Here is a 23,499-nt window from a genome sequence, read left to right as displayed (position 1 = left end):
AGTGTTTTTATATAAGAAAAGACATCCGAAGATGTCTTTTAACGTGTTTCTGTGAAACGGTCACGAAGTGCCGCGATTTTATCTGCTGTTAATCCATACTCTGCTTCGAAGTATGCATCATATGTTCCATGTTTGGCTTTAATCGTATCCAGTGCCGCATTTAAGTACGAAGGTTTCACAATTAGTCCTGGCATTTTGTGATATAAGGTTTCAATACTACGACCATATTTCAAGCGACGAACTTCGTTTTCCACGATCGCATCAAAGGCTTGAATTGATTTCAAGAAATCAAAGAGAACATCTTCTTCGCTCATTCCAAGCGCTAACTGAATGAGTGCCGTACCAACACCGGTCCGATCTTTACCTGCTGTACAGTTATGAAGATAAGGAACTGAATTCTCTTCTTGTAGTATTTGGAAGACATTGATGTATGCCGGATTATCAAATACTAATTTAGTATAGAAAACTTCCATATCTTCTGATGACAAGGCTGTGTATGGAAGGTTCTTATCATCTTCAAAGCCTCCGAGATGTTCAGATGCTGAAATAGTATAAACTTTCTTCGCAAACGTTTCGCGAAGTTCGTCTCGATCAAGCTCACTCACTTCTCGGTAATCACATAAGTTTTGAATGTTTAACGAACGAATGTAGTCACGATCTTCCTCTGTAAGATCACGATATGATCCACAACGGAAAAAGATTGCTTCTTTAATAAAACGGCCATCCTGTGTCGGATACCCACCAAAATCTCTAAAATTGATTAATTCACTTTTCATAGAAAACCTCCAAGTTGTTTCAAATTGTATCATAATTTATCCAAATTAACCTAAATTTAACGTATCATTGACGAAAACTAGATACTTAAAGGATAGTATAATACCAAGAGCGCATGCTCGGCAAGTACCTAGGATCTCCATCACTGGTATTTGAGAACGGCCAGCCTAGACCACTGAGCCCTCATCGAGGTCATTACGACCTCTTTTTTTATGAGCGAAATGTCCATGAAATGGTTAGCTTTGTGCTACAATTTTTGAAAAGGAGGATACATGATGTCCAATACAACACGAAAAATCTATTTAGCTGGTGGTTGCTTCTGGGGTGTAGAAGAATACTTCAGACGCCTCAAAGGTACAGTGAATACCAAAGTTGGGTACGCCAATGGTATCCGTGATGGTGTATCGTATCGCGACGTTTGTTCAGGTACGACGGGTCACACAGAAACGGTTGAACTCGTTTATGATCCTGTCGTGTTATCATTGGAGGCAATCATTGATCACCTCTTCCGAATTATTGATCCCACATCCCTAAACCGCCAAGGCAACGACATTGGTACCCAATATCGAACCGGTATTTACTATACTGATGATAATGACCGAACCATTATCGAGGCGACCATTGCGATACTTGCATCATCAATTGATGGTCCACTTGCTGTGGAAGTTCAGGCTCTTGAAAACTTTACAATCGCAGAAGATGAGCATCAGCTTTATCTAAATGTGAACCCTGGTGGGTACTGCCATGTTGACTTTAGTGTCGCAAATGCCGATGAATTGAAAGATAATTATACAAAGTAAAGTATATTTTTCACAAAGTAACGTTGAAACGTTGCTTTTTTTATTATTTTAGATCACTTTTAATAAATTATTATCAAAGCACAGTCATTTGTTATGTTTTCTCTCAAATATTGTGTATAATAATCTTGTAAGTTAAATCGTTTCTAATGTTTTGGTAGGCGTTAGAACAATAACTTTCGGAAGTCTTATAATAATATCCATGTAAGTGCCATTACATGCATAATAGAATCAATCTCCAATTGAACTTCCGTTTAGTCTATCTTCTTCATATCAATCTCTATTGGTAGACTAACTATAAAAGCAAGGAGTCGAACTCCTTTTTTTTATGTCATCTCACACACAAAAAACCCTCTATCATCAATAGAGGGTTTTGTTTTGACTTATTTTCCCAGTAAGCGGAACATGTTCTTTTTGTAAACTTCAACGCCAGGTTGATCAAATGGATTCACATCCAGCATGTAAACTGACATTGCCAGTGCCGTAAAGAAGAAATAGACCATATAGCCAAATGTATAGGCATCTGCTTTCTCAATTGAAATTAAGATGTTAGGAACACCGCCTGTAACTTCATGCGCTTCAAGCGTTCCTTCAAATGCTTTTTGGTTTATCCAGTGTAGGCTCTTGCCTGCTAGATAGTTCATTTGGTCAAGATCATTTAATTCTTCAGGTACTAACATATCTTCGATTGGATTATCGATGAGTACGACCGTTTCAAATATATTTTTGGTTCCGTCTTGGATGTGTTGCCCCATTGAATGCAAGTCTGTTGAGAAGTTGACACTTGCAGGTAAAATACCTTTTCCTTCTTTTCCTTCAGATTCGCCGAAGAGTTGTTTCCACCATTCAGCAACAAAGAGCATGTGTGTTTCGTAGCTCACGAACATCTCTGTAACCTTCCCTTGTTTTTCAAGCATACGGCGTGCTACTGCATAAGTGTAAGCAGGGTTTGCGGTAAGGTCAGGAGTATTAAATTCAAATGTAGCGTCTTTGACACCTTGCATTAGTGCATCAATATCAATCCCAGCAGCCGCAATTGGTAAAAGTCCTACCGGCGTAATAACCGAGAAGCGACCACCAATATCATCAGGAATCACAAATGTTTCATACCCTTTGGCGTCGGCTAGTGGTTTTAAAAGACCATTCTTTGCATCAGTTGTAGCATAGATGCGTTGTGCTGCTTCTTCACCATAGACAGCTTCCATGTGCTGACGAATCATACGAAATGCGAGTGCTGTCTCTGTTGTTGTTCCAGATTTGGAGATGACATTCACTGCAACACGTTTCCCTTTAATATAGTTCAAGATACGAACAATTGCCGTTGATGAGAATGTATTTCCCACATAAATTATTTCTAAGTCTGATTGTGCATAAGGTCCTTGCAGCATTTCAATTGCTGCACGAGCGCCTAAGTATGATCCACCGATTCCACATACTAAGAGAACATCAGCTTGTTCTTGAATGCGTTTAGCAGCAGCTTTGATACGTGCAAATTCATCTTTATCGTAGCGATTTGCCCAATCTAACCAACCGGTATAATCGCTTCCTTTTCCAGTACCTGCATGTAACATTTCATGAATACGATTCACGTCTTCTTGATAATCTAATACATTACCTTCTAATAGTGCGTGACTTAAATCTACTTTAACCATATCTTTCTCCTTTTGCGTCAACCATCGAGGCATTATTGTCTCAAGTGTTTCAAAACCCAACTCAGCGTCCGGTACTAAAGGTCGTTTATTGTCTTTATCGGTGCGATCTTTTCGTGAAGAATAGTTCAATGCTTTCAATGATAAGCGCAATTGACTAGGACCTTCACTCACATCAATAATCTTCGCAATAATATGTTCCCCTTGTGTTATATATTGACGAATATCACGTACAAAATCATCCGAAACTTCTGAGATATGGATAAGACCAGTGGTCTCTTCATCTAAGACAACAAAAGCACCGTACGGTTGGATTCCGGTTATGACACCTTCAACTATCTGTCCATTTGTATACTTATGTTTCATTTTCATACCTCAATATCTTATATATTATAACACATCCTTTTTTGTATGATATAATAAAAGTAAGAGGTGGATCCTATGAGTTCAAATTTTTATCCAATCATTTCAGCAATCTTGGCGAATGTGCTCGCACAGCTCTTGAAGCCATTGTTTTACTATTTAAGAACTGGCGAGAAAGACTTAAGTTCGATCTTCGAAAGTGGTGGTTTCCCAAGTTCGCATACTTCCTTGGTTGTTGGGCTTACGATGTCGTATGGGTATCTCTCAGGGTTCCAATCACAGTATTTCTTTATTTCATTGGTATTTTCATTAACTGTTATTTATGATGCTGCGAATGTTCGCTATTATGCGGGTCAAAACATTAAGATGACCAAACAACTCATCCAGGATATCGAAATCTTGACACAAACTACATTGGAAAATCCTGTGTATCGCGAAAAGATTAAAGATGTTTTAGGTCATAAATGGGTTGAAGTAATTGGTGGTTTCCTATTGGGATTAATCACAGCATCTGTTCTGTATTTCTTTCAGGGGTGATTAACATGACATTAGAAGAACGTATTATTCAATCGTTAGATAAAATCAGACCATATATTCAACGTGATGGCGGTGACATGGAATTCGTAAGTGTCAACGACCAAGGCGTTGTAACAGTCCGACTACTTGGAGCTTGCATTGGGTGTGGACTGATTGACTACACGCTTCGTGGTGGTGTTGAGGCACTGCTCATGGATGAAATCGAAGAAGTCACCGGTGTCATTGCCGAAGATTACGATTTATAATCGCAATACGATTTAGTATTAATCCAAGTCTATTAAAAACAGTAAAAAAAGCATCTTCTATTTGTATCTTGTCTTAGCACAAGGGTACGAATAGAGGATGCTTTTTAGTCCTGCATCATTTTTATGGTTTGGGATGGGTATTTTTAACCAGCCATGCGATAATCGCAATCACCATAATAACGATAAAAGTCACGACAATATCAACTGTCATAAAGCTCATAAAATCAAGGTGTTGGGTGGCTGCTGCATCCATATTTTTGATAATCAAAAAGAGGATTACTTTAAATCCCATATAGCATGCGATTGTTGCGACAATAATACTTAGAACAAGACTGGATTGTTTTTTCTTCATAGATATACCCCACATTAGTTCAAGTATAGCAATCCATGAAGTTAGCTACAGGTTTCTTGGTTTAGGTGGTCTATTTTAGTGTTTATCTTGTATAAAAAAAACGATAAGCTTACTTATCGTTTAAGGTTACATTAGGCCACGAACGGGTCTCTCTAAACTGTGATGCCAGTGCATCTGCAACAGCAACAAGTTTTGGTTCATATCCATAGTGCTCAAGCAATCGAATTGCATTGGTTGTGTTGGATGGTCCTTGTCGAAGTTGATAATCAAACTCAATACCATCATGGGTGATCGTTTCGCGGAAATGATAATTCGTATAGATAGTACCTAACATCTCTGTCAGTTCAATATCATGCGTTGCTGCAGCTACGAAGCACGATTCATGGGAAAGAGCCGAAAGCACTGATGCAGATGCTGCAATCCGCTCGATTGTATTGGTTCCTTTTAGAATTTCATCAATAAAAACAAGTGTAAATGTTTCATGCTTTACGGCATCCAATATTCGTTTTATCGATTTTGTCTCGGTCACAAAATAACTGTCACCCGATTCAATGTTGTCGCGCATTGCCATCGATGTAATGACGTGAGCATGTCGTAACTCAAATGAATCTGCAGTACATGTATTGAAGTTTTGCCCTAAAATTGTATTTAATGCTAACGCACGGACAAAGGTTGATTTCCCACTCGCATTTGATCCTGTTATTAGACATCTTTGGTCCAGTTCGGCTGTATTCGCGATGGCCGCATCTTCAATCAATGGATGGACGATGTTCGTAAATTTAGGAGCTGAACGATTGGACTCAATTGGGAGTGAATAGTTTCGCAACGATTCGCGATAAGAAGCTGTCGCAATATAGACCTCAAGCATGCCCATGATTTCGACTACATCGCGCATGGCTTCTTGATTCGAATTATATATTTTGATGACGCGACCATAGGCTAGCGGAGTTATCAAAAAATAAGTAGATAAGATACTTGTAAAGAAACTGAGGCCCATTACATCACTTTGATTGGTTGGCATTGCAAAGCTAAGGATCGCGGAGACACCATTAAATGGTTTTAATGATGCTAGTAAATGCTCCATTTCTGTTTCAAAGGATTCATGTTCAAATTTCGTAATTTTGTGACCACATTTAATAACATCCGTAAAATAGGATGCACTGCTTATGTTCGCTTTAATTTGATCCGTAACTTTTTCATTAAGAGCAAACATGGCAATGAATGAAAAGGTAACCCCTAATATACCTGCTGTTAGATCAATGAAAAGCATAAGAATTGATCCAATCGCGAAGGCTCTCGCTAATATAAGTATTATATTAAAGTTATGATCAATGGGCTCATAGCCATCAAAGTATGCCTGCATCATCTTCTCACGTGGTTTTCCGATGCGATTGAGTGGCAGCAGCACTTTTAACCGTGTTGTTTCATCTTCCATTGCTGTGACCTTTAATTCGAAATCATCACGATTATGCTTGCGCATATCCCGTAGGCGATAATAAAGCATGCTTTCTCCGAGCGCGGACTGCGTTACATTCATACGATGAAACAATGCCTCCATGTCCAGGTCTTGGAAAGTTGTCTCATCAATTGCCTGTTCGGGTGTAAAACGATCAAAATAATACCGTGCATTCGCCATTTCAAAAAAACGTGAATCGAACTCTGGTTTCTCCCCATACTGCTGTTTGATCATTTGAATTGTTTGTTCTCTTTGAAATTTCGCAATCAAAAAGATAATGACCAGCACACTTACTACGACACTAACTCCTACGACTATAACGCCCATAATTTCCTCCTCATAGAAAAAGAAACAAGCACTATTTATTGGCTTGTTTCGTTAATTTTATAAACTTTTGGATGATAAGCACGACTGCCGCAATCATTAATATATAATTAATAATACGTAGCATTGGCCATCCGCCAAAAGGATATAAGATGCGATCTGAAATCCACATTAAGGTAACAAGTATTCCTAATCCTACAATACTTGTATATGTCGATTTATCTTTACTCTTCTGTGCCATAGATCCTCCTATTCCACAATACTGAGTAGTTCCATTAAATCCGTAATTTCATAATCCGGAATAATGTTACTGGTGTTTTCGATTTGTTTTGGATTGTACCAGACGGTCGTTATTCCCGCACGATTACCCCCTTGAATATCTGCACTCAACGAGTCACCGATAATCAACGTTGTCGTTTTATCCGCATGCGGTAATTGTTTGAATGTGTAATCAAAGAAAACAGGACTTGGTTTTGTCGCTCCAACATCACTCGAGATGACAATGGCTTCGAAAATATCATGAATACCAACGTTATGCAAGCGTTTATGTTGTGTTCGACTAATACCGTTAGTCACTATTGCTAGTGTATACTTATCTGTAATTTTTGCAAGTAATTCCTTCGCATTGGGCATTAATATTGGATGGTTTTCCACATGTTGTCGGAATTTATCATCCATTTCATACCCACTCATATTGACTTCATAGTCTTCAAATGAGCGCGCAAACCGCTGTTCCATGATGGTCTCTTTCGGAATATGGCCTGCTTCATGGTCGTGCCATAATTGATGATTGATGGTTAAATACTTCTCTTTGAGGGCATCGCTGTAAGGAATGCCCAGATCGTTGAGCAATTTTCCAAAAGCAATGTCTTGTGATGCTGTGAAATCGAGTAGTGTATTATCGATATCTAGTAATATTGTTTTATACTTCATCTTAAACCCCGCTTATTTCATACTTCTAATAATACAACATTCTAGACGTTTTGTATCGCATACTTAAAAAAAAGTCCGTGAGCTAAGCTCACGAACTTTCAAACTAGTCTTCAGAAAATTGACTGTTGTAGAGGGTTGCATAGAAGCCATCTTTGGCGATGAGCTCTTCATGATTACCCACTTCAATAATATCACCTTTATCCATAACGAGAATCATGTCTGCGTTACGAATCGTTGAAAGACGGTGTGCAATAATAAAGCTTGTACGTCCTTCCATCAATTTATCCAACGCTTGTTGGATAAGTACTTCAGTACGGGTATCTACTGAGCTTGTTGCTTCATCAAGAATCATAATTTTGGGATCAGCGAGAATTGCACGCGCAATCGTTAATAATTGTTTTTGACCTTGAGAGACATTCGATGTTTCTTCATTAAGAACTGTATCATAACCATCCGCTAAGGTTCGAACAAAGTGATCAACTTGTGCTTCTTGAGCAGCGGTGTAAACCTCTTCGTCCGTTGCATCGAGATTACCGTAACGAATGTTTTCTTTAATGGATCCACTGTATAACCATGTATCTTGAAGAACCATACCAATGGTCGAACGTAAATCTTCACGTTTGAAGTTTCGGATATCAATACCGTCAATCATAATTGATCCGGAAGTAACATCGTAGAAACGCATTAAGAGTTTAACAATGGTTGTTTTACCAGCACCTGTTGGACCAACAATCGCAACTTTTTGACCTGGTTTAACATAGGTACTAAAGTCATTGATAATTGTTTGTCCTGGAAGGTAACCAAAGTTTACATTCTCAAACATAACAGAACTTTGCAGTGTTTCCAAATCGTAGTCAACAGGTGTTTCTGCTGGTTCTTCATCTTCTTCTAAGAACTCAAAGACACGTTCTGCAGCTGCGATTGATTGTTGGAATTGTGCGGAAATACTTCCCAATTGTGCAATCGGGTTCAAGAAGTTACGCATATATTGGATAAAGGACTGAATATCCCCAACACTGATCATTCCTTGCGTTGCATACCAACCACCAAGAATACTAATTACAACATAACCAGCATTCCCAATAAAGTTCATCATTGGTTGTGCTAAACCTGAGAAGAAGTTACTCTTCCATGTTGAATCGTAGAGACGGTTGTTGATTTCATCATGTTTTGCTAATGAAATGTCTTCCGCATTGTATGCTTTCACAACAATTTGGCTTCCGTACATTTCTTCAATATGACTGTTCAACTCTCCCAAGTTGTCTTGTTGGGCTTGGAAGAATTTTTGTGAACGACTAAAGATAAAGACCATAATTCCGAATGATATCGGCATAACGAGCAATGCCGCAAGCGTCATTTGCCAGTTAATCGTAATCATCATATATAAGACCCCAACAATCGTTGTTACTGATGTAAGAATTTGTGTAATACTATTGGTCAAGTTTGTATCAATAACATCAATATCGTTCGTTACAATTGAAAGTGTATCTCCAACTGTTGTTTTGTCAAAATAGCTAAGGGGCAAACGGTCAATTTTAACTTGCATATCTTTACGCAGTTTAAAGGTAATATCACGAGAAATTCGCGCCATCACAAACCCTTGAATATAGCTAAATAAGAAACTAAATCCGTAAATTGCTGAGAGGAAGATAAGAATTCGTCCAATCTTCTCAAAGTCTACACCTCCAAGACCTTGAACACGTGACACCAATCCTTCAAACAGAACGGTTGTTGCTTGTCCTAGAATCTTCGGTCCGATAATTGCTAATACCGTCGAGATGAGTGCCGCAATCAAGACAAAGATAAATTTAGTCAAATGTGGTTTAATCAATCCCGCAAGCTTGCGAATTGTTTGTTTCATATCTTTTGCTTTTCCAGATGGAGCTGAACTGTTATTTCTTGCCATAATTCAATTCCTCCTCTGATAATTGTGACGCAGCAATTTCATAGTATGTGGCGCTTGATTTGAGGAGTTCTTGGTGAGTACCAATTCCTACCATTTTTCCTTCGTCCAATACGATGATTTGGTCTGCATCGATAATTGTATTAACACGTTGTGCAACAATCATCAATGTTGCATCTTCATAGTTTTCATGAATTGCTTTTCGTAAAAGTTGATCTGTTTTGAAGTCTAAGGCTGAGAAACTATCATCAAAGATATAGATCGACGCATCACGTACTAAAGCACGGGCAATACTGAGTCGCTGGCGTTGTCCTCCAGAAACGTTTGTTCCACCTTGTGCAATACGATATTGAAGGCCTTCTTCTTTATCAAGAATAAAGTTTCCCTGTGCAATTTCTAATGCTTTAAGGACTTGTTCATCACTTGCCCCTTGATTTCCATATTTCAGGTTTTCTTCAACCGTTCCAGACAATAGAATTCCCTTTTGAGGAATATAGCCGATGTCTTCACGAAGCGTTTTCTGATCAACATCTCGCACATCAACACCATCAACACGCACAACACCTTCACTAGCATCGTAAAAGCGTGGAATCAGGTTGATTAAGGTTGATTTACCAGATCCGGTTGACCCAATAAATGCGGTTGTTTGTCCTGGTCGTGCAGTGAAACTAATATCTTTGAGGACATATTCATCCGCACCGTCATATTTGAATGAAACATTATCAAACTCAACAACACCACGTTTTGTATCATCCAATGAAAGGCTTGTTTGTGGATCCTCAATTGAATTTTCGGTTTCAAGAATTTCGTTAATACGGTTCAATGAGACCATTGCACGTGGAATGAAAATAAACATCATTGAAATCATAAGGAAGGCCATAATGATTTGCATTGCATATTGCATAAATGCCATCATGTCTCCAATTTGAATAATTCCATTTGACACTTCACCCGCACCAAACCAAATAATACCCACAACTGTCATGTTCATAATTAACATCATGATTGGCATCATAATCGACATGACACGGTTTACAAACAATGTCAGGTCAGCAACATCAACGTTTGCTTTTCCAAAACGTTTATTTTCAAAATCTGTATTTCCAAATGCTCGCATAACCATGACACCACTTAAGTTTTCGCGGAAAACTAGGTTTAGACGGTCGACGAGTGATTGTCGAATTTTAAATTTTGGCATTGCAACAAAATAAATAAAGAGAAGAACAACGAAGAGAGCGGCGCATGCTGCACCAATTAACCACGTCATGGAATCGGCTTTATTTTGAATCATGACAATTCCACCTATCGCCATAATTGGCGCATAGAAGAAGATTCGTATAGACATCATGATCATCATTTGTACTTGTGTCACATCATTGGCTGATCGAACAACCATTGATGATTGTGAGAATTTATTAAACTCTGCACTTGAGAAGCCCTGAATTTTTTCAAAGACTTCACGACGTAGATTGCGGGAGAATCCTGCCCCTGTACGTGTTGCGGATAAACCAACTAACACGGCAGCAATAACCCCAACAAATGTTATTCCTAGCATTTGTAATCCGGTTTTAAAGATATAGTCACGTTGTAACGTTGATATATCCGTTCCTTGTTCTTCATAAAGCATTTTTGCGACCATGACGCCGGTTTGTGCTTTTAAAGAATCTTGAGTTTCTTCAGCCTTTGCAAATGCCGCTTCTTTGATTGAATTGTCTAAGGACTCAAAGAGTGGAATTGCAGGGTAAAGATCTGTGATATTGAAATCTTCGGACATTTGACCGTTCATCGGCTCGGTTCCGGGAATTTCGTAGTTCATCAATGTCCAAATGGATTCTCCCACTAACACATCGATTTCTTTTCGATCTACATCATCCTTGATGACTGCTTCATTACCAGATACTGTATATGCATCTTTAAATGCATTTGATTGTGTTTCTGGAAGTACAGCAGCGATTAAATCGTAGCCATTCTTACTCATTATTTCTGGACTTGCATGTTCAATCCCCGACTGTTGGATTCCGACGTTTACAATATCCGACATATAATTCGGAAGTTTTAAGTCGGCCCACGCCTGAACAAACAAGAGTGAAATTGCTACCAGAACTAAGAGTATGAATGGTTTCATATTCTTCAGAATACGTTTCATTCATGTACCTCTCTCTCGTAATCTTCACATAAATTTCATAAAATGAACCATGTTCATTTACTATTATATTACAAATTTTCAGTCATGACAATTTTAATGGTTCGATTTTAACAAATCTTCACGTTCTCATAGAAAAAGTTGTTATCACGGATAACAACTTTCATGAATTTGTATATAAACTTTTTTCTCTTCACTATAGTTATGTCATAAATAAAATACCGCACTGGTCCCCACACAGTACGGTATTTTATTTCGGTTCAAGGGCATTACTAATAACCAAACAGTTGTACGTAGTAATACATACCTCGAACATCTCGAATTACAGCAGTTCCAACCGTCCCAAAATCTCCATAGAGAATATTGTCACGATGTGATTCAGATTGCATGAAGCCTGCTTGTGCTTCTTCAGAGGTCTTTTGCCCGTATGCTATATTTTCAGCATAGACATGGCTACTCACAGTATCCCATAAGCGTCCATCTGGACGTTTATGATCAAATGTAATAAGAAGTTCCTTAGCCCTTGTTTTAGCAGCTTGCGATAATTCATTTGACCACGTTAGCTCTGATAAATAAACATCCCGTCGGGATTGATTAATTGATTCGAATAATGCACTTGCAAGAACATCATCATAAACACCTTGTGTCACACTTTCCAAGGTTTTAACCCCAACTTCTATAATTTCTGCTGTTGCAGGAACTGTCTCTGCAAGATTTTCATATGTCGTTATGTCACCATTATGTTCTAACTGAATGATTTCATAACGATAATACCCATCCGCTCCCGATTCAACAATTCGCGAATCACCAACAAACAATAATCCTGAAGATCTTTCAATTGTTTCATAGTAGATAGGTTCAATCCGCTCATCAATTACTTTGGAATAACTGGCCACTTTGTCACCAGTCATCACCATGCCCAGTTGCTGATTTGAGGCACAACCCGTGATAAGTAAAACTACTATAAGTATCAGTAGTATTTTCTCCACATAATCACCCCTTCAAAAAAAATTACTAAGGGTTGTTTTATACAACACGGCATCCTATCATGAACATAGGATTATAATACCATTGTGTCTGACACATTATAAGGTTTATCGCACAATTATTAAATCATGTTCGTTGTATATTGACTAACATGCTGTATTTAGTGATTATTTGGTAACTATTTTTCAATTGTTTTGTGTTTTTCTTGTGACTGATGAGTTAAGATTTAGAATCAAACATAAAAAAAGATAACCGAGGTTATCTTTTTACATTTTAAGAATGGATTCTATAAGTGCACGTTGTTTCTGTGTATAAGTCTGTGGAAGTTGGCTCTCACGGTACGTCATGCCATACGCATAGTCACTCACTGAAACAATCGGTGGCATTTGAATGCGTTTATAAACGGCGACATTCATCGTTCGAATGACCCATTTCAAATCTTCAATAAACGCTTCGGGCTTATCTAATTGATAGGCATAAAGATAACTACCGAGCTTGGTATTGTATATAGTACCGTCTAAATATGACGCAAGCAAATCTTCCAAAGAATCTTTCTGTAAGAATTCAATGAGTGCATCATGATAACCCCATTTCATGGGATCAAATTGATCATCCTTTAATTCTGCACTTGGTGCAAATTCCCAAGAGACATGTGTTGCTTCATCAAGCGGGATCAGATTTTGTGGGACGATTTCCGCCTGAGCAATTTCGTTCAGCGATTGCGCGACTTTTCCCACTTCCATTTTGGTAAGATCTCCCAGTATCGCAAGCGCACCAATTGCATCACCATAAAGTGTCGCATAACCCAACGCAACCTCAATTTTGTTTCCATTATTTGAAACAACTGCATTTTCCAGGCTCGATACACTCATTAATGTATGGCCTCGTAGACGCGCTTGAATGTTTTCGTAGGACAATCCTTCTACAGTGTCGTAACCACCATGGCTCAAACTTTCAAGTGTCGCATCAACCATTGAGGCAATCGGAATTTCCAATAATTTGAAGTTAAGTTTCTCACTGAGATGATAGGCATTACTCTTGGTAATGTCACGTGTGAATTTGCTTGGCATCGTAACACCCAATACACGTTCTGCGCCCAATGCTTTAACTAAGAGCGATACCGTTACGCTGCTATCAAGACCACCCGATACACCCACAACCCATTTTGGACCGTATGCAAGTGTTTCCTCATCAAAATAACGAATTGCGTGGATGAGTGCTTCATAAAGTTTATGCTCCACAGGATTTTGATGCGCTTCGAGAGTCGCCAAATCAATCACTGTTTCCGATTGTTCGAAGTTTTGCGGTAACTCGTGAATCGTCGTTGGTGTTACAACCAATGACCCACCATCAAAAACGACGACATTCTTACCATTGTTTTGCATACCCGTGGCATTCACATAAACAAATGGCATCGATAAATTGTGACGACGAATTGTATCGAGGCGTGATGTCTCTTTGCCTTTAACCCATGGTGATGCAGAAATATTAATCATTACATCAGGATTATAGGCTTTCATTTGTGTCGTAGGTGACATATCATGCGTTTCATCCCACATATCTTCGCAGATTTGAATCGCTACTTTTTGCCCTTTAAATTCAAACGGTTCAAAATTTCCATAACCCGCATGGAAGTAACGTTTATCATCAAAGAATGTATAGTTAGGCAATAAATGTTTTAGATAAATTCCCGCATCGGTTTGCGAAGCACGGTGAGCCCAATCGCCATCAACCGCAAAATACGCAGCATTATATAAATGTTTTCCATCATGATGAACATTCCCCCAAATGACTGCGGTTCCCTCAGAGAGCGCCTTTAATTGGTCGTTATAGTACATGAAATCATGAATCGTATCCAGATTATTATATTTATCGCCCAACATGTAGCCACCCACGGCCATCTCTGGAAAAACAATGATATCGACTTGATTCTTATGCGCTTGAATCGCTGCTTTCATGACTTCAAAGTTTCGTTGGGGATTATTTGAGAAAATACGTTGTTGTATAATTGCTAGTTTCATTCGGATACTCCTTTTTGACGATAGTGTTCATAGGCAAAGGATGTCGCTGCACCAACAGTACTCAATGAGACTCGTGCATCATAATCAATACGAACATGATCATCACTTAAATCAAGAAGTGCACGTGAAAGGCCACGAAGTGCGCCACCCAAAGCAATACATACACGGTTTGGCATTTGATAGTGATGAAGCGCAACACTCTCATCACCTCGATAAGCGGCAACAATGCGAACATCGCGTTCTTTTATACTCGCCATATCATGCGCTAAGTCGTCAGATTTTAACCACCATAACGATTCACTTGCACCGGCACTCGCACGAATCAGTTTTGCTTCATTATCATAAAAATCATAGTTTGGAGTCACAATCCCATCAAAACCCAAAGATGCTACTGTACGACAAATCTCACCAAGGTTAAAAGGATCAGTTACCCCTTCAATACACATGAGTGCAAGCGATCCTTGTTTTAGCGTGTCGAAACCATCCGATAGTCTGGGGCCACATGCAACCAAGTATCCGCCATGACTCGTATTCCCGGCCAATTGATCCATAGCCTCACGGTCTAACCGTTCAATTGGTAAACCCTGTGCGATTCCCAAAACATAACGCGACTCACGGTCATGATGCTTATCAAGAATGTAGACCGCACTAATTTCTCGTTTTCGCTCTTTTAGAATTGCTTTAACACTTATTTTACCTGATACAATCATAGAATACTCCACTCTTTAAATTTATCCAAGATCGCTGTTTCTAGAATACGAACACCTGGTTTTTTTAACTGTAAACCATTTGGTTTGACGATATTATAAGCTCCGGTATCGAATGCCGCTTGATTCAACAATCCATCCAATGTAATTAATTCAAACCCATACGACTTCGCAATTTTACGGGTAATGTATATTTTATCCTGAATATCATAACGAACGTGATCACGGATTGCATATCTTGAGACATAGAAAGGCTCAATCAAGACAACACGTTTGAGTGTCAATGCATCCAATTTACGAGCGAGTTCATGATATTGGTTTTCAAAGTTAAGCATGGAAGCAGTTGTTCCAGACAAGATGTCTCGGCGCAAGCTCAAACTATCTTCATTACCAAGGAACACAAAAACAACGCTTGGTTTCAGTGTTGTACAGTCCGATTGAAAATTGTTTAACACATCTTCGGTTAGATAGTGCTTCTGAGCACTGTTATGAACGTTATAATTTGGCAACGCTTTTGTCAGTGATCGTGTTAACGATGTACTTACCAACGTATTATCACCCAGTAGCACGATGCTCGCATTTTTCTTTAATCTCATATTCAGTCACCCCATATATTTTATTATACATGTTTCAACGAAAAAAAGAGTTCGAAAACTCTTTTAAACTTGGAAAAATGCCCATCCACAGTACAATAAGAGCAAATCTAAGAACCCACCGGTTATTCCGACGGTTCCAAGTAATTGCCGAAACTCTGGTACTTGAAGAATATTCAGTTGGAATCCAAAGATAAAGACAACGATAATTGCGATGACAACTTTTCCTAACCAACGGTTATTTGCTTTGCTGTGTGGAGACATGAAGTGTCCAATTACCAGTAGCATAACCATCCAAATAAATGTCAGAAACCATGTAAAGGTTCCAGGTATAAATTTTAAAAGCAGACTGTAGATTATTGCGGATGCAACAATCGCCAGTAATGCGGTCCAATGACGTTTCAAACTTTCACAACTCCTTCTTGTTTAAGGCGTACAAACGCACCAAACAATATTCCGAGTCCTGGAATAATAGTTGATGGCAACCAGACAAGATTCATAAAAGATCGAATCTGCATCGTGTCGTACATTAAGTTCCCAAAAATTGGGTTTATGAGACTATAGAATAACCATGGCGTTTTTAAGTGTAGCAGGTAACTATATACAAAAATAATCAAAAACGTTGCAAGCAAAATCCCCGTTAGAACGAGAACTGCTGAATCAATCGTTTCGATAAGGTTACGTTTATTAGATTTTGAAATAACTAACAAATAACCTGGAATTGCATAAATGATAAATCCTACAATACTAATTATAATCACTTGGAAACCGACATGAATGCTTCTAATATATTGAATTAGAGGATGACCGTTTCCATACATTAAGAGCGTTACTGTTGCGACAATGAACTGAATTCCTATCACTATTAGAATCATTTTTAACCGCTCTGGATTTTTATTGATTTTCATAAGACTCCTTTTTTATATTTTATGGGTCAAGATCATGCTATCCCCAAAGGAGAAGAAACGATATTCTGTCTCAACTGCATGGGCATACGCGTGGTCAATTTCAGCTTTACCAGCAAAGGCGCTGACAAGCATAATGAGTGTAGATTTTGGCAAGTGGAAGTTCGTAATGATTGCGTCCACTGCTTTCCATTCATATCCTGGATAGATGAATATTTTACTTTCGCCTTCAGTTTCCAAAAATGTTCCGTGTTCGGTCATAATGGTTTCCAAAGTTCGTACTGATGTCGTTCCAACAGCCACAATACGACGCCCTTCAGCACGTGCTTGATTTAGAACATCCGCAGTTTCTTGGGTCATGAAGTATGATTCAGCATGCATTGTATGTTCAAAAATATTATCCACTTTGACAGGTCGGAACGTTCCCAATCCAACATGTAATGTTACAGGAACAATCATAACACCTTTTGCTTTCAATTGGTCAAGGATTTCTTCCGTAAAGTGTAATCCAGCAGTTGGTGCTGCAGCACTTCCCGCAACTTCCGAATAAACTGTTTGATAGCGTTCTTTATCTTCGAGGCGCTCATGGATGTACGGTGGCAAAGGCATTTGCCCAAGTTCATCCAGCACTTCTAAGAATATTCCATCAAAAATAAGGTCAAAGAAACGAATTCCTTCTTCGCCAATTTTTGTACAGATTGCCTTCAGTTTCCCACCACCAAAGCTTAGTTCAGTTCCCAATTTTACAACCTTAGCGTTTCCAACAAGACATTCTGCTGTTTTTCCTTCAAATTTAAGAATCAACAACTCGACATGTGCGCCGGTTTCCGGTTTCTCTCCAAAAAGACGAGCAGCAATAACTCGTGTGTTATTGACCACTAAAACGTCCCCTTCATGCAAGTAGTCGGTTATATTGTAGAAGTGTTTATCTTCAAGATTCATACCGTCCACAACCAATAAGCGCGACTCACTGCGTTTGGCTGCAGGTGTTTGTGCTATCAGTGACTCTGGAAGGTAAAAATCAAAATCATTTACGTTCATAAGTGTTCTCCTAAAAAGTTCTTTACTATTTTAACACATTCTCTTTTGTGATTGCGAACTCTTGAAATTCTCGAATCATTCGCAAATGAACGGGAACCATTAATTCCGGTAATTGATCCAGTGAAAAAACTGAACACGTAGGGATTCATCAGGATTATGTTGCAAATCACCCTCATAATCTGTTGTATAGAAAACAGCAGTTACGACATACATTTCATCCCCATTTTCGAGAACTACATGATGCGACGGTCCTGAGTAATTTTTAAAAAACTCCAGTGTTCGAATCGTCAAGTTGGTTTCTTCTTTAACTTCGCGGATAGCAACTGTTTCGAAACTTTCTCCAAGATCCATCATTCCTCCTGGAAGTCCAAAGTGACCGGAAATACGCTGCTCCAAAAGAACTGCTCCAGCACTATCAAAAACAAGTACAACTGAACCTGGCAATATAATTGGACGATGCCCAACAAATTGTCGTAAGTATTTGTAGTATTCCATAGATATCTCCTTTCATAAATGGCGATACAAAAAAGCTTAGGATACCCTAAGCTTTAAATTATGCGTTTACTGAGAAGATATCCTCAGTTGTTGGTGTTACTGTTTCACCATCACGATGTAATGTGATTGCTTGCCCTGATGTTATTATCATTGGACTAATAATTGATTTCCCAGCTTCCTTGATGAGTTCAAGATCCATGGTCGCAAGTTTATCACCGCGTGATACTTTATCACCGACTTTAACATGTGATACAAACCCTTTTCCTTCAAGTTGTACTGTATCAATTCCTAAGTGTACAAGAATTTCGACACCATCTTCTCTGACAATCCCATAGGCATGACCCGTTGGGAACACAACCGTTACTTCACCTTCAGAAGGTGCAACAATTGTTCCGTCGGTTAATTCGATGGCATAACCGTCACCCATCATTTTTTGGGCAAAGACTGGATCGGGAACTTGTTCTAATGATAAAACAGTTCCAGTTCCAAATGCTCCATAAGATTCATCTGTCGCTTTCTTTTTACGTTTAAAAAACATATATATACCTCCAAATGGCGCTACGCCGCATCAAGTCATTTAAATTGATTGTTTCCGCTCGTGTATCTATTTTATCATTTATTCACGCCCAATAGATACGTTAACGACTAATTATTATGAAATTACAATGACATTTTGCGATGTATCAATTGATACCTAACATTATGCTACAAGCGTGTAGACACATGCCTCATACGGTTTCAATTCACAGGGTGTAGCTAAAGTCGTCCGCCCCACATTGGAAAGTAATATTTCTTTGACGTTTTCTTTAGGTTGATATGCAACCGTATTGCCATAGAAATTAATGACCACCACGATTGTTTCACCGTTGTATTCGCGGGTATAGATCATAAGCTCGGGATGGTCCATCGCTTCAAATGTTATCGTTCCAGATTCAATAGTTTGTGAAGCCTTTCGTAACGCAATCAGTTTGCGGTAATAATGGAAGACTGAATTCGGATTATCAAGGTTATCCGCTACTGTTTGAACCTTTGGATACTTGGTTAATCCCAACCACGGTGTTCCTGTCGTAAAACCATGGTGCCTTGTATCATCCCAAGGAATCGGTGTTCGCGAGTTATCACGTGACCGTTGTCTTAATATTTCAAGTGCATCAGACTCGGTCATTGATGCTTTGAGAATTTCATAGTAATTAATCGATTCTACATCGCGATAATCATCGATTGTATCAAAGTATGCGTTTGGCAACCCAATTTCTTCACCTTGAAAAATGTAAGGCATTCCTCGCATTAATTGCATCGCTGTTGCTAACGCGGTTGCAGATTCGAAAGGGTATTCACGATCATTTCCAAAACGCGACACCGAGCGCGGTTGATCATGATTGTTTAAGAACAATGACATGTTTGCATTGCTTGCTGCCATCGCATCCTGCCATGTCTTCATCAATGTCTTAAACTGTAAGAAATCAAATGGCATTAGCTCCCATTTTTTTCCATCTTTGTAGTCCACTTTTAGATGATGAAAATTAAAGATTGTGGATAACTCTTGGTTCTTTGGTGCAGCATAGGCAACACCATTGTGAACATCAGTCGATGAGAGTTCACCGACAGTGGTGATGTTAGGGTATTTTCCAAAAGTTTCTTGATTCAAACGGTGGAGGTGTTCGTGAATACGCGGACCATCGGTATAGAACCGACGTCCATCGCCTTCATGGTCATCCTCAAATGAATCTGGATCTGGTTTTGATACAAGATTTATAACATCAAAACGAAGCCCTTGGATACCTTTGTCCAACCAGAAATTCACAACATCAACGAGGGCTTGGAAAACAGGTTCGTGTTCCCAATTCAAATCCGCCTGGGTCACATCAAAGAGGTGTAAGTAATACAGATTGAGTGATTCAACGTACTCCCACGCATTTCCGCCAAATTTTGATTCCCAATTTGTTGGCTTGTCACGGAAGAAATAGAACTCTCGATATTGCGGATCTTCAAGTGCTCGTTTGAACCACGCATGCTCCGTTGATGTATGGTTTAAAACCATATCAAACATGATTCCAATGTTACGACGTTTCGCTTCTTCGATCAATACTTCAACAGATTCCATGGTCCCGAATACAGGATCAATTGCAAGATAGTCTGCGACATCGTATCCATTGTCTCGCTGTGGCGAGGTAAAGATAGGTGTAAGCCAAATCATATCGATACCTAAATGCTGCAGATAATCTAACTTTTCAATAATCCCTTGGACATCACCGATACCGTCACCATTCGTATCATAAAATGACTTTGGATAAATTTGATAAACTACGGGTAACTTATTTTGCATTGCCCTCAACCTTTCTGCCGTATGCGACAGTAATAACAAATGGAACAACAATGACAACGAGGGCAATTATGAAGAACAATGGCCAACGATCAATGTTAAATGACAAGAATCCTGGTAATCCTCCAACACCAATTGAGTTTGCCATTAATCCAAACCCAACTGAAATCACAGCTGCAATTGATGATCCAATCATTGCTGCAATAAATGGATAGTTATACTTCAAGTTTATTCCGAACATTGCAGGTTCAGTAACACCTAGATATGCTGAAATGATCGAAGGAATCGACACTTGTTCTTCTTCAGTATTTCCTCTGTGAAGCCACCAAATTCCAAGAACCGCACTACCTTGAGCAATATTACTAAACGCAATCATTGGCCATAAGAGTGTTCCACCAAAGTCATTAACGAGCTGCATATCGATGGCATTACTCATGTGATGTAATCCTGTTAAGACTAGGGGTGCGTAGAAGAAACCAAAAATTCCTGCAAAGAGAATTCTAAATGATGATGTGAGACCTGAGTATACGACATTCGAAATCCATGAACCGATTGTCCAACCAATAGGACCTAAAACAACGTGTGCAATTAAGACCGCAGGTACTAATGCGAAGAGTGGTACAAAAATCATCGAAACAGCACTTGGAATGATTCTCTTCCAGAAGCGTTCTAGATAGACCAAGGTGAATCCAGCAAGCATTGCAGGAATAACTTGGGCTTGGTACCCAATCATTTGAACTTGTGCAAACCCAAAATCCCAGAATGGAATTGAGGTTGCTCCAGCTACTTCATAAGCATTCATCAATTGTGGTGAAACTAAGGTAATCCCTAAAATAATTCCTAGAATTTGGGTTGTTCCCATCTTCCGGGAAATTGACCATGTGATTCCTACTGGAAGGAATTGGAAGATTGCTTCTCCAATTAGCCATAAGAAATGGTTAATTCCTGCCCAAAACTGCGAGTTATCAACAATTCTACCCCACTCGCCCCAGGTAACACCCTCAAGAATATTTCTAAACCCTAGAATTAATCCCCCAATAATCAATGCAGGAATAAGTGGTGCAAAAATTTCTGCTAAGTTACTCATGAGTTGTTGAACTTTACCCTGGTTGGTTTTGGCTAATGTTTTGATACCTTCTTTTGTGGTTCCTTCAACTCCTGATATCTCTACAAAATCATTGTAGAAAAGATCGACATCATTACCAATGATAACCTGAAATTGACCCGCTTGTGTAAAGGTTCCTTTAACTGCCGGAATCTTCTCGATTGCCTCAATCTCAGCTTGATCAGGATGATTTAGCACAAAGCGCATACGTGTAACACAGTGTGTTACAGCCCCAATATTATCCTTGCCACCCACGTGTTTGAGTAAATCACGTGCGTCATTTTGATATTTTCCCATCTTCTCTCCTCCTTTGGAATGGGGTTTAAAGAAGAAAACATAAAAAGCCTCCCAAGACGTCATAAAAGACGCACTTGAGAGGCTTGCCCATAATTCCGGTAACAAATCCTCACTTGCCTTTATTCATCATCTCCAAACGATTGAGATGAATTGTCAGATAGACAAGTTCTTGTGGGTTTAGTTTTTTCTTTAAACGATTTTCAATGTATTCCTGAATTTGTAGCGAACATTTGTAAGCACTATCAAATTCTTCAATAACATTGTACAAGATATTTTCTTCGAAGTCAATTTGTGTGTCGCTCAGTGCCCGTTGGACGAGCATTTTTATGTGAATTGTAATACGCTGTGTTGCTGCTTCTTCAAGTTTTAACGAAATTAAATAGTAATCTCTAACGATATTCAAACAGTTGAGAACCGTGTCCGTTAGAATCGAAGATTGGTTTTTAATATCCGCATGGGCACCATTCACAATATGCATTGTAAGGAATCCAATTTCATCGTCGGGCATCTCTATTTGGTACTTCGTGTTAACCAATTCTAGCAATCGAGTGCCAAATTGAAACTCATCACCATATAAAATTTGAAGATCATAGTTCATCAAGTTTTTAATATCTTGACCACTTCGATGACGTTCCATCGCAAAATTAATATGATCAATCAACGTTACATATGCATGAGCATCTAAATTAATTCGAGTTTGCTTCGATACATTATCAATCAGACGATACATGTCATAGAACATACTTTCCGGAATATCCCGAACAAGCTGAGACGTCTTTAAAACGTCTTCTTGTTTGAGTTCGAAGACTTTTTCAATTTTTCGGTTATCAACTTTGGCATGAACTTTCCCCTGAAAGCCAACCCCCATCCCAACGATAATAACTTCTTGGAGTCCACTCATGGCACTCACAACGTTATTGTTGAGTATTTTTTTTATTCGGTACGTTCTTTCCATCATGTGTTCTCCTGTGTGCATTGTATCGTTTAAATGAATTTATTGTCAAATCTTTAATAAAAGAAAGCTCGAGGTTCATGAACCTCGAGCTTTTGGATTTAGTATAAGTCGCCATGGACTCGAATATAGTCCATGAATGATTTTTGTACATCGTCATAATACTTGCAAATAACACGTTTTGAAAAAGCATCAATGTTTTCAGGAACATCATACATTGGATAAAAGGTCTGGCTGCCATTTGGTTCAAAATCTTCAGTATAGTAAATCGTATGAACTTCTACGAGCCACTTACTTGGGCTAAACTCGGAATCTGAATACACATTCATTAGTGATAAAGTTCCTACTTCTAAATCATGTACTTCTTTCATGTCCATACGGACTGAATTTTCCAATGTTTGCTTTTGTTTTAATTCTATATTGGGTAGCGAATATACCCCTCGTTCGTTTTTTGCGAGAAGGACATTTCCTTCTTTATCTACGGCCAATAACGTTGCAATTGGCACTACTTTTGGGGTCTGCGTTTGTCTGAATTTTTTTGACATCGTTACCACCTCCGTAACCCCATTATGCATTATTTATGTGTAAATTGAGCGA

24 protein-coding genes and 1 pseudogene are annotated in these 23,499 nt (G+C 38.8%); 3 read left to right on the top strand and 22 right to left on the bottom strand.

Annotated features, from left to right (window positions below; translation table 11 throughout):
* Window positions 1-38: 38 nt before the first annotated feature.
* Window positions 39-776 carry a tyrosine-protein phosphatase gene (locus GVV20_RS04360; protein ID WP_159740231.1) on the bottom strand — a complete coding sequence of 246 codons (738 nt, stop codon included), beginning with the start codon at window positions 774-776 and terminating at the stop codon, window positions 39-41.
* 273 nt (window positions 777-1,049) lie between these two features.
* On the opposite strand from GVV20_RS04360, the gene msrA reads away from it, so the two are divergent.
* Window positions 1,050-1,574: a peptide-methionine (S)-S-oxide reductase MsrA gene (msrA, locus tag GVV20_RS04355; protein ID WP_349252233.1), complete on the top strand. Its 525-nt coding sequence runs from the start codon at window positions 1,050-1,052 to the stop codon at window positions 1,572-1,574.
* Between the two features lie 380 nt (window positions 1,575-1,954).
* Here msrA and GVV20_RS04350 read toward each other — a convergent pair whose 3' ends face one another.
* Window positions 1,955-3,223 carry a glucose-6-phosphate isomerase gene (locus tag GVV20_RS04350; protein ID WP_236261786.1) on the bottom strand — a complete coding sequence of 423 codons (1,269 nt, stop codon included), beginning with the start codon at window positions 3,221-3,223 and terminating at the stop codon, window positions 1,955-1,957.
* Between the two features lie 192 nt (window positions 3,224-3,415).
* Window positions 3,416-3,586, bottom strand: a pseudogene (locus GVV20_RS04345) (S1 RNA-binding domain-containing protein); the annotation flags it as partial.
* Window positions 3,587-3,661: 75 nt separating this feature from the next.
* Here GVV20_RS04345 and GVV20_RS04340 point away from each other — a divergent pair.
* A complete protein-coding gene (locus GVV20_RS04340; protein WP_159634470.1) occupies window positions 3,662-4,120 on the top strand; it encodes a divergent PAP2 family protein in 459 nt (152 codons plus the stop codon).
* Window positions 4,121-4,125: 5 nt separating this feature from the next.
* Window positions 4,126-4,365: a NifU family protein gene (locus tag GVV20_RS04335; RefSeq protein ID WP_159740234.1), complete on the top strand. Its 240-nt coding sequence runs from the start codon at window positions 4,126-4,128 to the stop codon at window positions 4,363-4,365.
* Window positions 4,366-4,486: 121 nt separating this feature from the next.
* Here GVV20_RS04335 and GVV20_RS04330 read toward each other — a convergent pair whose 3' ends face one another.
* The 19 genes from GVV20_RS04330 to GVV20_RS04240 all read right to left on the bottom strand — a co-directional run bounded on the left by GVV20_RS04330 (window position 4,487) and on the right by GVV20_RS04240 (window position 23,447).
* Complete coding sequence (locus tag GVV20_RS04330) at window positions 4,487-4,717, bottom strand: hypothetical protein (protein ID WP_159740235.1); 231 nt, start codon at window positions 4,715-4,717, stop codon at window positions 4,487-4,489.
* Window positions 4,718-4,826: 109 nt separating this feature from the next.
* Window positions 4,827-6,500, bottom strand: a complete 1,674-nt coding sequence (locus tag GVV20_RS04325) for a MutS-related protein (RefSeq protein WP_159740236.1) — start codon at window positions 6,498-6,500, stop codon at window positions 4,827-4,829.
* Window positions 6,501-6,531: 31 nt separating this feature from the next.
* Window positions 6,532-6,738, bottom strand: coding sequence for a hypothetical protein (locus GVV20_RS04320; protein ID WP_159740237.1), 207 nt, complete (start codon window positions 6,736-6,738; stop codon window positions 6,532-6,534).
* Between the two features lie 8 nt (window positions 6,739-6,746).
* Window positions 6,747-7,430, bottom strand: coding sequence for a YjjG family noncanonical pyrimidine nucleotidase (locus tag GVV20_RS04315; protein WP_159740238.1), 684 nt, complete (start codon window positions 7,428-7,430; stop codon window positions 6,747-6,749).
* A gap of 103 nt (window positions 7,431-7,533) precedes the next feature.
* Window positions 7,534-9,336 carry an ABC transporter ATP-binding protein gene (locus tag GVV20_RS04310; protein WP_159740239.1) on the bottom strand — a complete coding sequence of 601 codons (1,803 nt, stop codon included), beginning with the start codon at window positions 9,334-9,336 and terminating at the stop codon, window positions 7,534-7,536.
* Window positions 9,323-11,479, bottom strand: coding sequence for an ABC transporter ATP-binding protein (locus GVV20_RS04305; RefSeq protein WP_159740240.1), 2,157 nt, complete (start codon window positions 11,477-11,479; stop codon window positions 9,323-9,325). Before GVV20_RS04305 ends, GVV20_RS04310 begins: the two co-directional genes overlap by 14 nt.
* A 269-nt stretch (window positions 11,480-11,748) precedes the next feature.
* Window positions 11,749-12,465 (bottom strand): CAP domain-containing protein, encoded by a 717-nt coding sequence (locus GVV20_RS04300; protein WP_159740241.1) that lies wholly within the window; start codon window positions 12,463-12,465, stop codon window positions 11,749-11,751.
* 264 nt (window positions 12,466-12,729) lie between these two features.
* Window positions 12,730-14,484: an NAD(+) synthase gene (nadE, locus tag GVV20_RS04295; protein ID WP_159740242.1), complete on the bottom strand. Its 1,755-nt coding sequence runs from the start codon at window positions 14,482-14,484 to the stop codon at window positions 12,730-12,732.
* The gene (locus GVV20_RS04290; RefSeq protein WP_159740243.1) at window positions 14,481-15,194 is read right to left on the bottom strand and encodes a TrmH family RNA methyltransferase; all 714 of its coding nucleotides are present in this window, start codon (window positions 15,192-15,194) and stop codon (window positions 14,481-14,483) included. The genes nadE and GVV20_RS04290 overlap by 4 nt, the downstream gene beginning before the upstream one ends.
* The gene (locus tag GVV20_RS04285; protein ID WP_159740244.1) at window positions 15,191-15,787 is read right to left on the bottom strand and encodes an SGNH/GDSL hydrolase family protein; all 597 of its coding nucleotides are present in this window, start codon (window positions 15,785-15,787) and stop codon (window positions 15,191-15,193) included. The genes GVV20_RS04290 and GVV20_RS04285 overlap by 4 nt, the downstream gene beginning before the upstream one ends.
* Before the next feature lie 63 nt (window positions 15,788-15,850).
* Complete coding sequence (locus GVV20_RS04280; protein ID WP_159634506.1) at window positions 15,851-16,189, bottom strand: hypothetical protein; 339 nt, start codon at window positions 16,187-16,189, stop codon at window positions 15,851-15,853.
* Window positions 16,186-16,692, bottom strand: a complete 507-nt coding sequence (locus tag GVV20_RS04275) for a hypothetical protein (RefSeq protein WP_159740245.1) — start codon at window positions 16,690-16,692, stop codon at window positions 16,186-16,188. Before GVV20_RS04275 ends, GVV20_RS04280 begins: the two co-directional genes overlap by 4 nt.
* A gap of 12 nt (window positions 16,693-16,704) precedes the next feature.
* Window positions 16,705-17,730, bottom strand: coding sequence for a tRNA preQ1(34) S-adenosylmethionine ribosyltransferase-isomerase QueA (gene queA / locus GVV20_RS04270; RefSeq protein WP_159740246.1), 1,026 nt, complete (start codon window positions 17,728-17,730; stop codon window positions 16,705-16,707).
* A 99-nt stretch (window positions 17,731-17,829) separates the two neighbouring features.
* On the bottom strand, window positions 17,830-18,225 hold the full coding sequence (locus GVV20_RS04265; protein WP_201287522.1) for an NUDIX hydrolase: 396 nt from the start codon (window positions 18,223-18,225) through the stop codon (window positions 17,830-17,832).
* A 58-nt stretch (window positions 18,226-18,283) separates the two neighbouring features.
* A complete protein-coding gene (locus GVV20_RS04260; RefSeq protein WP_159740247.1) occupies window positions 18,284-18,763 on the bottom strand; it encodes a PTS sugar transporter subunit IIA in 480 nt (159 codons plus the stop codon).
* A 162-nt stretch (window positions 18,764-18,925) separates the two neighbouring features.
* On the bottom strand, window positions 18,926-20,551 hold the full coding sequence (locus GVV20_RS04255) for an alpha,alpha-phosphotrehalase (protein ID WP_159740248.1): 1,626 nt from the start codon (window positions 20,549-20,551) through the stop codon (window positions 18,926-18,928).
* Complete coding sequence (treP, locus tag GVV20_RS04250; protein ID WP_159740249.1) at window positions 20,541-21,950, bottom strand: PTS system trehalose-specific EIIBC component; 1,410 nt, start codon at window positions 21,948-21,950, stop codon at window positions 20,541-20,543. The genes GVV20_RS04255 and treP overlap by 11 nt, the downstream gene beginning before the upstream one ends.
* 109 nt (window positions 21,951-22,059) lie before the next feature.
* On the bottom strand, window positions 22,060-22,908 hold the full coding sequence (locus tag GVV20_RS04245) for a PRD domain-containing protein (protein WP_159740250.1): 849 nt from the start codon (window positions 22,906-22,908) through the stop codon (window positions 22,060-22,062).
* A gap of 95 nt (window positions 22,909-23,003) precedes the next feature.
* Entirely contained in the window at window positions 23,004-23,447 is a 444-nt protein-coding gene (locus GVV20_RS04240) for an NUDIX hydrolase (protein WP_159740251.1), read from the bottom strand.
* Window positions 23,448-23,499: the final 52 nt, after the last annotated feature.

Source organism: Erysipelothrix aquatica, from assembly GCF_009828775.2.
Lineage (GTDB): Bacteria > Bacillota_I > Bacilli_A > Erysipelotrichales > Erysipelotrichaceae > Erysipelothrix > Erysipelothrix aquatica.
The sequence above is the reverse complement of the archived record's forward strand: the minus strand, read 5'-3'. Positions and strand labels throughout refer to the sequence as shown.